Below are 12,705 nucleotides of genomic sequence, written 5' to 3' on the forward strand. Positions count from 1 at the left end.
CCCCGAAGCTGTTCACCTCGACGAACGTCTCGAACCATCCCATGCAGCTGCTGTTGCAGCAGCTCGACTGGCACCCGGCCGGCCTGGTCCACGGCCTCGACGAGGCGGACCCCGAACTGTTCTACCTCTGCCCGCCCGAGCGACTCCGGCCACGCCAGATCGGACTCGGCCCACACCGGCGGGTCGGACCGCGCACCGGTGAGCTTCCCGCGTCACGCTGGTCTCCACGCCGGACACCCACGACGGAAGGCTGGCCATGCGGAAGCTGATCTACGGCATGAACCTGACCCTGGACGGCTACGTCACCGCCGCCGGGGACGACATCGGCTGGAGCGGACCGCCGAGCGACGAGCTGTTCCAGTGGTGGCTCGACCAGGAGCGGGCGAGTGGCCTGACCCTGTACGGGCGCAAGCTGTGGGAGACGATGAGCTCTTACTGGCCGACCGGCGACGAGCAGCCCGATGCCACCCCGGGGGAGATCGCGTTCGCGCGGAACTGGCGGGACACACCGAAGGTGGTGTTCTCCTCGACGATGACGGCCGAGGAGGTCGACTGGAACACCCGCCTGGTCACCGGCGACGCGATCGCCGAGATCACCCGGCTCAAGGCCGAGGACGGCGGCCCGATGACCATCGGCGGCGCGACGCTCGCCGGGGCGGCCATGCGCGCCGGGCTGATCGACGAGTACGCGATCGCCACCTACCCGGTCCTGGTGGGCGGCGGGACACCGTTCTTCACCGCGCTGGACAGCTGGGTGGACCTGAACCTGGTGGAGACGCGGACGTTCCCCGGCGGCGTGGTCATGACCAGGTACGAGACGAGGCGTTGAGCAGCGGGAGGTACCGGGGCTCGCGGGCCGAGGTACGCGGCCCCCGTTCGGGCCGGGCGGCGACCACCCGATCCCGTGGACGAAGCGTGGCGCGGTCAGGGGTGGGGCCGGTCGGCCGACGTGCCGTTCACCCGGCGGGCACCGCCGTCGCCGGTGGGGGCGTCGTGGTCGCGGTCCTTGCGGGTGGGGGCGAGCAGGTCGAGCAGTGCGCTGATGCTGAGCCCGGCCTCGGCGGGGTGTCTGAGCAGGGTGCCGGAGGCGATGCTGTAGTGGGTGCGTCGCCCGGCGCGGTCGCGGGTGAGGTAGCCGCCCTGGTCGAGGTCGGTCACGATCGCCTGTACGGCGCGCTCGGTCAGTTGGACCTCCACGGCGATGTCCCGCAGCCGGATGCCGGGGTCGCGGGCGATCGCGGCCAGCACGCGGGCGTGGTTGGTCACGAACGTCCAGCTTGTTCTCGCCGTGGGTTCCTCGTGTGCCATGCCCCCTACCGTAAGACGAAAGATTCAGATTTCGCTACACCTGAATCGAATTTCTGGTATCTCTTGACGTGAATGTGGCTGCGGGCCACGCTGGAAGGGTCTCAGCCCGCCCCTTACCTCCCCGAGGACCCGGCCATGACCGAAGATCCGTCCGCTACCGGCGCCGCAGGGCGCTCCGCCGTGCAGCCGCCGTCCGTACCGCGGCGCCTGCCCGGCGGCCCGGACCTCGCGGTCACCGCCGGAGCACACCGCACCCTGGTCCAGGTGGCCGGGGAGATCGACATGGACAGCGCGGACGGCATGCGCGAGACCCTGGAACAACTGCTCCACCAGAGCGGCACCGGCCTCGACCTCGACACCTCCGCCGTCACGTTCTGCGACAGCTACGGCCTCAACATGCTCCTGCGCCTGCGGCTGACCGCCCTGCGCGCCAAACGCCGCCTCACGATCACCGACCCGGGCCCCCGCCTGGAGCGGCTCCTGGCCCTCACCGAGACCACCGCCCTGTTCACCCTCGACGGCCACCCCGACGGGGCCACGCCGCCCGGCGGCACCCGCCCCGCCGACGCCAAAACCGGCCTCCACACCAAACCCGTCCACACCACCGGCCTCCTCAACGACACCCCGGCCGAGACCCCCAGCCCCATCCTCGAGGGGAAGCACCTGCCATGACCACCCCGGCCCCGGCCACCGGCCGCGCCCGCGGCGTGGTCCGCCGGCTCACCGCGCCCGCCCCCGCACGGATCCGCGCCGGAGCCGCACGCCGGCTCCCGGCCGTCGCCGAACGGCCCGGCCTCGCCGGCCAGCACAACAGCTTCGACCAGCGAGGCAGTGCGCCGTGAGGGACGCCACCCGCTACGCCATCGCCGTCCGCGGCCCGAACGGCACGACACGCACCGTCATCGTGCACCGCACCGACCGCCTCGGACCGGCCCACGAACCCGTCTACGAGGACACCACCGGCGGATTCCGCTTCCAGATCAACGGCTCGACCGCCGAAGTCCTCGCCCTGCCCACCGGCTACGGCACCGCCCGCCCCTGCCTGGAAGCCGTTCCGATGCCCTGACCCGCCCTACCAGCGGGGCCCCCTCCGGGCCGTCGCGGATGCCCGGCCCGCTCAGGCCGTCAAGATTTCTCCGTCCATCGGTCACGTTCCTTCGGCGAGGTCCGTCGATGAAGTGAGGCGGACCGCCTGACCGACCGATGGAAGGACCACACGGTGCTGACGAACATCATGTACGTAACGCTCTATGTCACCGACCAGGACCGCGCGCTGAGGTTCTACACGGAGCAGCTCGGCCTGGAGAAGCGCGTCGACTACCCCGGTCCTGACGGGCGCTTCCTCACCGTAGGTGTCTCCGGCGGCCCGTTGGAGATCATCCTCTGGCCGCACGCCACGGCCTCGGGGCAGCCGGCCGCGCTGCGGCCGGGCACGACGCCCGGTCCGGTCTTCCTCGAATCGGACGACCTGCGGGCGGACTTCAAGGTGCTCCGCGAGCGCGGTGTGACCTTCGACCAGCCCGAACCGGAGGACTACGGGTACGGGATCCGGATCGAGGCCGTGGATCCCGACGGGAACCGGATCTCGCTGCGCCAGCGGGCGACCTGGCAGAGCGAGGGCGATGCCTGATCCTTCGTAAGGCCCGGTGGGGCCGGCGCGGTCCGGCGCCGGCCCCACCGGGCCCGAGCCGATGCCGGCGGTCATGGTCAAGGCATGGACCGCGGACCCCGACCTGAGGAGGTGTTCCAGCATGCCGATGCAGATCGACTCAAACATCGACTCGAAGATCGACTCAGTGATCGCACGACAGCGCGTCGACGACCTGGAAGCGGCCCTCCCCTGCTACGAACGGCTGACCGGCCGGACCGCGAGCCGCTTCACCTTCGCAGGTGTGCGGCTGGCGAGCGTCGGGCCCTTCCTGCTGTTCTGCGGTCCGGACGACGCGGTACGGACGTTCGCCGGAGTGAGCGCCACCCTGGCCGTCCCGGATCTGGCGGCAGCCGTCGAGGAGGGACGCGCGGCCGGTGCCACCGTGGTGATGCCGCCGCAACCCACCCCCAACGGTCACCGCGCGGTACCGCGGCACCCGCACGGTTGGCGTGTACGAATACGCCGGCCCCTGAGCCGAGGTCGGTCCCTGAGCCGAGGTGAGGGTGAGACCGGGTCCGGCAGCCATCTCCAGGTCCTTCGTACGCGAGGCTGAGGTCGCCGACCGGCTGCGGGCGGGATCACGGCTGCTTGCCCCATAGCCACCCCGGCGCCCCGGCACCCCACCCGTATGGCGCAGCCCTGTCCATCCGGGTCGATCGTTCGAGTGCGGTGGATTTCCCGGAATCCACCCGCCCGGCCGAGCCGCTCTGCCATGCTCGGCCCGACATCATCGGACTCCGGGTGACCGGCGTCTCACGCAGGGTCTACCCAGGTCGGAGTGGGCAGTGCAGTACACGATCAGTGCGACGGCGTTCCTCGCGGTCATCATCTTCGTCCGGCTCCGGCGCCCCACCCATTCCCGCAGCCGCGTCGACGAGGGCTTCACCGTCTTCACCGCCGTCGTGTTCGGTGTCCTGATCGCCACCACGGCCTGGGGGCAGGCGATCCTCCAGCTCGTCGGCATCGCCGTCCAGGCCACCCACTGACGGGGGACGGGAGCGGACCCCGACGTCCGAGGGGCCGCCCGGTCCGGGATGCGGTGACGGGGAGGCGGCGGTCAGCATGGAGGAACGGCCCTGACCAAGGCAGGCCGCCGGGCCGGCAGTGTCCGGCGGCTCGACGTCCCGAGAAAGCCGTCTCCCGGCAGGAGTGGCCCATGAACGACTACCCCCCGATCGCGAACCACGGCTTGGTGGGAGACCTGCAGACCGCGGCGCTGATCGCCTCCGACGGGACCGTGGACTGGTGGTGCACGCCCCGGTTCGACTCGCCCAGCCTGTTCGCGTCGCTGCTCGACAGCGACCGCGGCGGCCACTGCCGCCTCGCCGCCGACCTCGGAGAAGACGCCACGGTGCGCCAGCTCTACCTGCCGGACACGCCGATCCTCATCACCCGGTTCCTGGCCGAGCAGGGCGTCGGCGAGGTCATCGACTTCATGGAACCCATCACCTCCGACGAGCCGGCCGCACGGCACCGGCTGATCCGGGTCGCCCGAGTGGTCCGCGGCAGCCTGCCCTTCGAGCTGATCTGCCGGCCCCGCTTCGACTACGGCCGCGCCTCGCACACCCTCGACCGCCTCGACGACGGAAGCGCCGTCTTCCACGGTCCCCACGACGACCTGCACGTCCAGGCGACCGAGCAGATCACGCTCCACGCCGACGGCCATGACGTCTCCGCGCGTTTCACCCTGCACGCGGGCGAGAGCGCCGCGGTCGTCCTCACCAGCGAGACCGGCGCGCCGGGCGCCCGTGGCGGGCACCCCGGCGGGCCACCACCGACCGTCGAGGAGGTGACCGCGGCGTTCGACGCCTGCCGGGACTTCTGGCTCGGCTGGCTGCGCTCCTGCCGTTACAAGGGCCGCTGGCACGAGATGGTCGTCCGCTCCGCGATCACCCTCAAGCTGCTCACCTACGCGCCGACGGGTGCCCCGATCGCGGCGCCCACCATGGGCCTGCCCGAGCAGATCGGCGGCGAGCGCAACTGGGACTACCGCTACACCTGGGTCCGGGACGCGTCACTGTCGGTGCGCGCGCTGATCGACCTCGGCTTCACCGCCGAGGCCGACGCCTTCCGGCGGTGGATGCGCGAGCGGCTGGAGGCCGGCGGCACCGCCTCCGGCGAGCCGCTGCAGATCATGTACCGCGTCGACGGGGAGCCCCACCTGACCGAGGAGGCCCTCGACCACCTGGAGGGCTACCGGCGCTCCGCCCCCGTGCGGGCCGGCAACGCCGCGGCCGACCAGATCCAGCTCGACATCTACGGCGAGGCGGCCTACGCCCTGGCCCAGAGCGAGGACATCGGCGGCATCCGCGGCTGGCAGGTGTTCGCCGATCTCATCGACTGGCTGTGCGGCCACTGGGACCGCCCGGACGAGGGCATCTGGGAGACCCGAGGCGGACAGAAGAACTTCACCTACAGCCGGCTGATGACCTGGGTCGCCTTCGACCGGGCGATCCGACTGGCCACCACGCACTCCCGTCCCGCCGACCTCGCCCGCTGGCGCGAAGCCCGCGACACGGTCTTCCGGCAGATCACCGAGCGCGGCTGGAGCGAGAAACGCCGGGCCTTCGTCCAGCACTACGACAGCGAGGTGCTCGACGCCTCCCTGCTCCTCATGCCCCGCGTCGGACTTTTGTCGCCCACCGACCCGGACTGGCTCAGCACGCTGGACGCGATGACCGACGAACTCGTCAGCGACAGCCTGGTCTACCGCTACGACCCGGCGGCCTCGCCCGACGGCCTCCAGGGGTCGGAGGGCACCTTCAGCCTGTGCAGCTTCCTGTACGTCGAGGCCCTCGCCCGCTCCGGCCGCGTCCACCAGGCCCGCTACGCCTTCGACAAGATGCTCACCTACGCCAACCACGTCGGCCTGTTCGCCGAGGAGATCGGCCCGTCCGGCGAGCAACTCGGCAACTTCCCGCAGGCGTTCACCCATCTCGCGCTGGTGGCAGCGGCCATCGCCCTCGACAAGGAGCTCGACCGCGCCGAACAGCAGCCGGGCGCCTGATCCTCCCGCCGTGAGAAGAGGCCGACCGCCGTGAGAAGAGGCCGATCGTGACCGAGGATCCCGCAGCCGGCGAACAGCGCCGTCCGGCCCGGCCGGGCGCCGGGTCCCGCATGCTGGCGCCGCTCGCGCTGGCGCAGTTCATCTGCAGCTTCGCCGGCTCCAACATGAACGTGATGATCAACGACATCAGCCGCGACCTGGACACCACCGTCCAGGGCGTGCAGGTCGCGATCACCGTGTTCCTGCTCGTCATGGCCGCCCTGATGATTCCGGGCGGCAAGGCGACCGACCGGTTCGGCCGCAAGCGCTGCTTCCTCGCCGGCCTCGCCGTCTACGGGGTCGGCGCGATCCTCAGCGCGGTGTCCCCGGGGCTGGGCGTGCTGATCCTCGGCAACTCCGTCCTCGAAGGCGTCGGCACGGCCCTGCTCATCCCCCCGGTCTACATCCTGACCACCCTGCTGTACCCCGATCTGACCTCCCGTGCCCGCGCGTTCGGGGTCATCATGGCCGCCGGCGGCGTCGGGGCGGCAGCGGGCCCGCTGATCGGCGGCCTGATCACCTCCGCGATCAGCTGGCGCGCGGCGTTCGTCTTCCAGGCCGTGGTGATCGCGCTGATCATCCTGCTGAGCCGCACCCTCGTCGACCCGCTGCCCCCCGCCCCCGACCGCCACTTCGATGTCCGGGGCGCCGTGCTGTCCGCCGGCGGGCTGGTCCTGATCGTCATGGGCATCCTGGCCGCCGACAACAACCTGTGGCTCGCCGGCGGCCTGATCGCCGCCGGAGCCCTCGTCCTGGCCTGGTTCCTGCACTGGATCCGCAGCGAGGAACGCGCCGGCGTGGAACCGCTGCTGTCGACCGCCCTCTTCCGCGACCGCACCTCGAACCTCGGCCTCGTCACGCAGAACGCCCAGTGGCTGCTGCTCATGGGAACCTCGTTCACCGTCGCCACCTACCTCCAGGTGGTCCGCGGCTACGACGCCATCGAGACCGGCGTCATCTTCACCGCCGCCACCGTGGGGGTGCTCGCCACCTCGCTCGCCGCCGAACGCCTCGCCGAGCGCTTCGCGCAGCGGACCCTCATCATCACCGGGTTCGCCCTCGCCGTCTGCGGCATCGCCGTCCTGCTCGCCCTGGTCGCCGGCAGCCCCAGCGCCTGGGCGTTCGCCCCCGGCCTGCTGCTGATCGGCCTGGGCCTCGGCGTCATGCTCACCCCCTCCGTGAACGTGGTCCAGTCCGCCTTCCCGGAGGACCAACAGGGCGAGATCTCCGGCCTGTCCCGGAGCGTCTCCAACCTCGGCTCCTCCTTCGGCACCGCCATCGCCGGCACCATCCTGATCGCGAACCTCACCAAGAACGCCTACGCCGCCGCGATGGCCACCCTCGCCGTCGCCGCCCTCATCGGCCTCGCCGCCGCCACCCGCCTCCCCCGCACCGGCCCCACCGCCCCACCCCCGGCCGCCGCCCGGCCCCGGCCGTGACGCGGCGGGGCTGCGGCCCTACGGGAGCAGGGCCAGCGCCTCCTGGAGGTTGTGTTCGGCGATGCCCTGCATGAACTCCCGGTCGGGGAAGTCGCCGTCGAGCAGTCGCAGGGGCCGGCCACCAGGGAGAGGCGCATGGCCAGCAGGTAGAGGTCCGGGCGCCGCGGGTCGAGGCCGGGTCGGGCGAGGGCCGCGTGGCGCTCGTGGAAGCGCAGGCGGAGGAAGACGTGCTCCCACTCGGCGTCGAAGTGCATCAGGCCCTCGATGTCGATGAGGACGGCACGGCCTTCGGCGCTCACCAGGACGTGGTCCGGGCCCAGTTCCCCGTGGATCGGTCCGTACTCGGCGCGCGGCGCCACCAGGGCCGCCAGCTCCCGCAGACGGTCGTCCAGCCGGCCGTGCACCGCACGATCCTCGGGTCGCGGCCCGCCGCCTCCCCGAGGTTCCGCAGGGCCCGGCGAACACCAGCTGCTCGCAGGAGCTTCCGAGGGCGACGCCACCCAGCTCCACTACGTCCACCCGGCCGTAGCGGGGCGCGCGGTGTCGCTGCATCAGGTCGAGCGTGCGGGCCAGGTCGTCCAGGACGCCCTCGGCACGACCGGGATCGGTCTCGAATGCGACGCGCCACGCCACGCGGTGAGCCGGGGAGGAGCAGCGGCTCCCCCGGCGGGGGGGAGCCGGTACCTTCCTGCGGCGGAGGTGTGACGGGGGGCGGGCTGGGAGGTTGGAGGCAGTCCGGAACGGCCCGACTCCGCTCTCCCCATTGGGGATTGACCATGCGAACGCTCAGCAGTGCCATCGCGCTCACCACCGCGGCCGCGGCCCTCGCGGCCGGGTCGGCCGGGACCGCCGCGGCCGCGCCGGCCAGCCCCGTACCGGCGACTCCCGCACCGGCCCAGCAGCTCGTGCTGCACCGGTGGTCGTCTACCCCGAGGCGCAGCACGCCTTCTTCTTCCCGGGCCACCCGCCGTACGACAAGGAGTCCGCCGAGGACTCGTGGCGCAGGGCGGGGGCGTTCTTGAAGGGTGTGTGACCGCCTGCCGGCCTCCGCGCGCGGACGCCGGCAGGCGGGGGCGTGTGCGGCCGCCGGACCGGAACCGGCCGGTGCCGTAGACGTCTCCTGCGCCATGACCTCGCCGCGCGGCGCCTCCGGCAGGAGCGCGAGCCCGCTCCTCGCGTTGTCGGTGGCGTGTGCCAGGCTGGGCTCGACCCACCTGAGGAGGAGCAGCATCATGCACAGGCCGAGCCGGCCCGAGGATCTGGACCGCGGTGACCGGGTGTGGGCGAGGGCCGTCGCCTTCGCCCTCCTGGAGGCCGCCCACGGCAACCCCGAGGGCTACTGGCTGGACGAGCACGGGGTGTGGTGCGACGCGACGGGCGGCTCCTACTGGTGGCGCGTCACGCGGTGCGAGGGCGGCGGCGTCGTCTTCTGCGGGCAGGACTCCGACGGCAGCCGGACCCACGTCGACGGCCGGCAGATCGACTTCCTCGCCGGCGGTCCGTCGTGGCTGCCCTGGGAGGCACTGCGCGAGGACGCCGAGGGGAACCTGTTCGGCTTCGTCTACTGGTGGCAGGCCGGGGCCTGGCACCGCATCCCGTACCCGGAGTCGCTCGACGACGACGGACTGTCCGGCGCCGCCGGGTGGTTGGGCTCGGAGGCGGAGTTCGCCGACGAGGCGGCCGAGCTCGCCGCCGTCCGGCCCGCGGACGCGGCGGCGTTCACCGATGCGCTCGCCCGGTTCGTCCGGCACGCCGAGGCGCGCACCGTGGACGCCGCGGTGGTGGCGGACCTGCTGGCGGCGGCCGGTCCGGAGCACGAGGACCGCCGTCCGCTCCTGCTGAAGCCGGCGCTGGACGTCGCCGAGCGGGCCGGGATCACCCGGCCCGCCGGGCGCGGCTGATCGCCCCGGCCGGGGCCACGGCCGACGTGAGACGTGAGCGGGGCCGCCGCCGGGAACCACCCGGCCGCGACCCCGCGACCCACCGACAGGACTACCGCGTGACGGACCCTCAGGCGGCCAGCGTCTTGAGCGTCTCGAACGCGGTGTCCCGGGACTTCTCCGCCAGCGGCTTGAGCGCGGCCATCTGCGGCACGATCGCGGCCAGGGTCAGCTCGGCGTGGACGAAGGTCAGGTCGTCCGCCAGGCCGATCGCGCCCAGGACGGCGCGCAGGTACGGCTCCTGGTAGTCCCAGCCCTCACGGGGGGTGCCGGGGGCGTAGGAGCCGCCCCGGGCGGTGACCACCACGACGGACTTGCCGCTGAGCAGGCCCGGGTCGCCGCCGGGAGCCACCATGTGGGCCGGGGTGACGAGACGGTCCACCCACGCCTTGAGCGTCGACGGGATGGTGTAGTTGTACATCGGGGCGCCGATGATCAGCGTGGTCGCCTCGCGCACCTCGGCGGTGACCGCCTCGCTGAGCGCCCGCTCCTCCGGGGTCTCGCCGTGCTCGCCGCTCGGGTCGAGCAGGGCCTCGCGGACGGCGTGCGTGATGTGCGGGACGGGCTCGGCACCCAGGTCGCGGTAGACGTAACCGCCGTCGGGGTGGTTCTCGCGCCACTGGGTGGCGAAGTAGGCGGACAACTCGCGGGACACGGAGCCGTCGTGACGAATGCTCGCGTCGATGTGCAGCAGGGAAGGCATGAAGGCGACCTCGGGTTGTATCAGGGGCGAATCAAAGCATCGCCACCGGTCGGCCGCGTCAGCGGTGTGACGCGGTCTCCGGTGCCGTCGAACCACGGGTGGTCATGGCCGGACACCCGGCCAGGCCCCCGGACGCGTCTCCGCCGCCCGTTCGGCGCCGGTACGCGATGTCGACGGTAGACATTGACGCCGACGTCAAAGCAAGCGCTTCACCACTCCTGCCCACTCGCTGCGTCGACGAACCGGCTCCGCGGCGCCCTGCTCCGCCGCTCCCCCACCTGTGCGGCCGGCGCCCCGTGCTCAGCCGCCGCCCATCCCGCCCTGCGCGGCCACCATGGTCGTCCCCAGCCCGTCGACCGCCTTGGCCAGCCCGGGCGCCCGCTCCCCCAGCCGCGCGGTGAGGGCCGCGATGCGCCCGGCGTGCGTCCGCTGCTCCTGGCGCGACAGCACCAGCCGCACCTGCCCGTGCGCGGCCAGCGCCGCCAGCACCGCGTCCGCGAACGCCACCTCGCCCACCGGCTCCTCGCCACGGACCAGTTCGGCCACCCGGAGCTGCCGGTCCAGCGCCTCCCGGGGGTCGGGCATCGCCACCGGCCGCCGCGGCACGACGGGGCCGTAGGGGTCACGGTCCCGGACCGTCAGCACGCCGAGGACGGCCAGCCGCTGCTCGACGGCGTCCAGCGTCTCCTCGCGGCCGCGTTTGATCCACGACTTCCAGCCGCGCCGCCGTGCGGCCACCTCGGCCAGGACGGCGTCCAGCACCGGGTCCCCGGCGGGGCCGGCGCCGGGCGCCACCAGCACCCGGCCCCGGCCGTCCTCGACGAGGTCGCCGCGCTGGGCCAGCTCGGCCAGCGCGGCGGCGCGCAGCAGGAACCCGGCCCGGGTGCGGTCCTGGAGGGCCTGGGCCCGGGTGTCGTAGGCCATCAGGTAGGTGGCCAGGTGCAGCGGTCGGCTCATACCGCCGACGATACGGCGCACCGCCCCGGCCGCCATCCGCCCGCAGGAGGGCATCGGCCTCCCACCTGCGGCGTACCCCGCGGCACGCACCCGGACCGGGGAGCTGCCCGGCCCCGGCCGCGCTGGCCGGCCCGGGGACCCGACCGTCACCAGCGCCGGCCCCTGCGCCGACTTCTGGCTGCTGGGGCTCGTCGAACCCCGTCGAGTCGAAACCGTCGAGCCGAACCGCGTCGACGGGACGGACGGCCCCGGTCGACAGGCGGGCTCCTCCTCCTTCCGGCGGAGCCCGCACGACACCCCCGGGGGAGGCCGTCGCGACCTCGGGCGGACGCCCGCCCCGGCGGGCCGGGGCCAGGCTGGCATCAGCCGGAAGGGAATCCGGCGCTTCTCGGGAGGGACACCGTCATGACCGTCAGCACGTCACCGTCAAGGCTCCGCCGCTCGGCCGTCGGGGCCGCGATCGCCGCCCTGGCCACGGCCGGCCTCCTGGGCACCGCGGCGCCGGCGGCCCTCGCGGCGACGCCCGGTGGCGTCGTGGCAACCGCCCCGGCGCGGCCCGCGACCGACGCCGCCGCGCTGGACCGGGCGATCCGGGCCGTGGTGTCGGAGGGCGGCTCCAGCGCCGTGCAGGCCGAGGTGCGCGAGGACGGCCGCCGGGTGTGGCGGGGCGCGGCGGGCGTCGCCGACCTGCGCAGCGGGGCGCCGGTGCCCGAGGACGCCCGGTTCCGGATCGGCAGCGTCACCAAGACCCTCGCCGCCACCGTGGTGCTCCAGCTGGTCGCGGAGGGGAGGATCGCTCTGGACGCCCCGGTCGAGCGGTACCTGCCCGGGGTCGTACCGAACGGCGGCGCGATCACCGTGCGCCGGCTGCTGAACCACACCAGCGGTCTCTACAACTTCACGGACGACGCCCGGTTCAGCACCGAGGGCGAGGCGGCCGACCGCTGGCTGCGGGTCGGGCGCTGGACCACCTACCGGCCGCAGGACGTCGTCGACCTCGCCAACGCCCACCCGCCGTACTCGGAGCCCGGCCCGTGGCACTACTCCAACACCAACTACGTGCTGCTCGGGATGATCGTCCAGCGGACGACCGGGCACTCCTGGGCGGACGAGGTCGAGCGCCGCATCATCCGCCCGCTGGGCCTGTACGGGACGTCGATGCCCGGCTCCTCGCCCTTCGTCCCCGGGCCGCACGCCCACGGGTACCTCCCGCGGGCCGACGGCCCGGTCGACATCACCCTGCAGAACCCCTCCGCCTTCGGGCCGGCGGGCGCCGGGATCTCGACCACCGCCGACCTCACCCGCTTCAATGCCGCGCTGCTCGGCGGCAGGTTGCTGGGCCCGGCCGAGCTGGCCGAGATGAAGCAGCAGGTCACCACGGACACCGGGGGCGGCTACGGGCTCGGGCTGGTGCGGTACCCGACCGCCTGCGGCGACTACTGGGGGCTCAGCGGCGGGATCGCGGGCTACGGCACGATCGTGATGGGCGACGCCGCCGGGCGCCGGCAGCTGGCGATCTCGCTGAATCCCTACGAGCTGAGCGAGGCGACCGGCCGCACCTTCCAGGCGTTGATCGACACGGCCACCTGCGGCGGCGCCGCCGCGCCCACGGCCTCCGCCACCCCGCCCGGCCGCTGACCCCGGCGCTGACCCCGGCGCGG

The 12,705-nt window shown here is 73.3% G+C and carries 15 protein-coding genes and 2 pseudogenes; 13 read left to right on the plus strand and 4 right to left on the minus strand.

Going from position 1 to position 12,705, the window contains the following annotated elements:
• Together ABZ497_RS27580 and ABZ497_RS27585 are read left to right on the plus strand one after the other, a co-directional pair.
• Positions 1-269, plus strand: a pseudogene (locus tag ABZ497_RS27580) (hypothetical protein); the annotation flags it as partial.
• Positions 257-829 carry a dihydrofolate reductase family protein gene (locus ABZ497_RS27585; protein ID WP_329485761.1) on the plus strand — a complete coding sequence of 191 codons (573 nt, stop codon included), beginning with the start codon at positions 257-259 and terminating at the stop codon, positions 827-829. The pseudogene ABZ497_RS27580 and the gene ABZ497_RS27585, both read left to right, overlap by 13 nt.
• Before the next feature lie 95 nt (positions 830-924).
• Here the strand turns inward: ABZ497_RS27585 and ABZ497_RS27590 are convergent, their stop codons facing one another.
• Positions 925-1,308 carry a helix-turn-helix domain-containing protein gene (locus ABZ497_RS27590; RefSeq protein ID WP_359809049.1) on the minus strand — a complete coding sequence of 128 codons (384 nt, stop codon included), beginning with the start codon at positions 1,306-1,308 and terminating at the stop codon, positions 925-927.
• 135 nt (positions 1,309-1,443) lie between these two features.
• Here ABZ497_RS27590 and ABZ497_RS27595 point away from each other — a divergent pair, with 135 nt between their 5' ends.
• From ABZ497_RS27595 to ABZ497_RS27630, 8 genes are all read left to right on the plus strand, one after another.
• Positions 1,444-1,980: an STAS domain-containing protein gene (locus tag ABZ497_RS27595; RefSeq protein WP_359809050.1), complete on the plus strand. Its 537-nt coding sequence runs from the start codon at positions 1,444-1,446 to the stop codon at positions 1,978-1,980.
• The gene (locus ABZ497_RS27600) at positions 1,977-2,150 is read left to right on the plus strand and encodes a hypothetical protein (RefSeq protein WP_359809052.1); all 174 of its coding nucleotides are present in this window, start codon (positions 1,977-1,979) and stop codon (positions 2,148-2,150) included. Before ABZ497_RS27595 ends, ABZ497_RS27600 begins: the two co-directional genes overlap by 4 nt.
• Entirely contained in the window at positions 2,147-2,374 is a 228-nt protein-coding gene (locus tag ABZ497_RS27605; RefSeq protein ID WP_359809054.1) for a DUF6296 family protein, read from the plus strand. The genes ABZ497_RS27600 and ABZ497_RS27605 overlap by 4 nt, the downstream gene beginning before the upstream one ends.
• 153 nt (positions 2,375-2,527) lie before the next feature.
• Positions 2,528-2,938: a VOC family protein gene (locus ABZ497_RS27610; RefSeq protein ID WP_359809055.1), complete on the plus strand. Its 411-nt coding sequence runs from the start codon at positions 2,528-2,530 to the stop codon at positions 2,936-2,938.
• Positions 2,939-3,059: 121 nt separating this feature from the next.
• On the plus strand, positions 3,060-3,512 hold the full coding sequence (locus ABZ497_RS27615; protein WP_359809057.1) for a VOC family protein: 453 nt from the start codon (positions 3,060-3,062) through the stop codon (positions 3,510-3,512).
• 232 nt (positions 3,513-3,744) lie between these two features.
• On the plus strand, positions 3,745-3,945 hold the full coding sequence (locus ABZ497_RS27620) for a hypothetical protein (RefSeq protein ID WP_359809059.1): 201 nt from the start codon (positions 3,745-3,747) through the stop codon (positions 3,943-3,945).
• A gap of 53 nt (positions 3,946-3,998) precedes the next feature.
• The gene (locus ABZ497_RS27625; RefSeq protein ID WP_359809061.1) at positions 3,999-5,966 is read left to right on the plus strand and encodes a glycoside hydrolase family 15 protein; all 1,968 of its coding nucleotides are present in this window, start codon (positions 3,999-4,001) and stop codon (positions 5,964-5,966) included.
• A gap of 44 nt (positions 5,967-6,010) precedes the next feature.
• Positions 6,011-7,444, plus strand: coding sequence for an MFS transporter (locus tag ABZ497_RS27630; protein ID WP_359809114.1), 1,434 nt, complete (start codon positions 6,011-6,013; stop codon positions 7,442-7,444).
• 18 nt (positions 7,445-7,462) lie between these two features.
• On the opposite strand, the pseudogene ABZ497_RS27635 reads toward ABZ497_RS27630, so the two are convergent.
• Positions 7,463-8,029 (minus strand): annotated as a pseudogene (locus ABZ497_RS27635) (aminoglycoside phosphotransferase family protein); the annotation flags it as partial.
• 331 nt (positions 8,030-8,360) lie between these two features.
• On the opposite strand from ABZ497_RS27635, the gene ABZ497_RS27640 reads away from it, so the two are divergent.
• Both ABZ497_RS27640 and ABZ497_RS27645 read left to right on the plus strand, forming a co-directional pair.
• Positions 8,361-8,477: a dienelactone hydrolase family protein gene (locus ABZ497_RS27640; protein ID WP_359809062.1), complete on the plus strand. Its 117-nt coding sequence runs from the start codon at positions 8,361-8,363 to the stop codon at positions 8,475-8,477.
• 199 nt (positions 8,478-8,676) lie between these two features.
• Positions 8,677-9,345, plus strand: a complete 669-nt coding sequence (locus tag ABZ497_RS27645) for a hypothetical protein (RefSeq protein ID WP_359809064.1) — start codon at positions 8,677-8,679, stop codon at positions 9,343-9,345.
• A 109-nt stretch (positions 9,346-9,454) separates the two neighbouring features.
• On the opposite strand, the gene ABZ497_RS27650 is transcribed toward ABZ497_RS27645, so the two are convergent.
• Positions 9,455-10,087, minus strand: coding sequence for an NAD(P)H-dependent oxidoreductase (locus tag ABZ497_RS27650; RefSeq protein ID WP_329485772.1), 633 nt, complete (start codon positions 10,085-10,087; stop codon positions 9,455-9,457).
• Positions 10,088-10,387: 300 nt separating this feature from the next.
• Positions 10,388-11,044, minus strand: coding sequence for a GPP34 family phosphoprotein (locus ABZ497_RS27655; RefSeq protein WP_359809066.1), 657 nt, complete (start codon positions 11,042-11,044; stop codon positions 10,388-10,390).
• A 405-nt stretch (positions 11,045-11,449) separates the two neighbouring features.
• On the opposite strand from ABZ497_RS27655, the gene ABZ497_RS27660 reads away from it, so the two are divergent.
• Positions 11,450-12,682 carry a serine hydrolase domain-containing protein gene (locus ABZ497_RS27660; RefSeq protein ID WP_359809068.1) on the plus strand — a complete coding sequence of 411 codons (1,233 nt, stop codon included), beginning with the start codon at positions 11,450-11,452 and terminating at the stop codon, positions 12,680-12,682.
• Positions 12,683-12,705 lie beyond the last annotated feature (23 nt).

This window comes from Kitasatospora sp. NPDC005751 (assembly GCF_040630835.1).
GTDB lineage: Bacteria > Actinomycetota > Actinomycetes > Streptomycetales > Streptomycetaceae > Kitasatospora.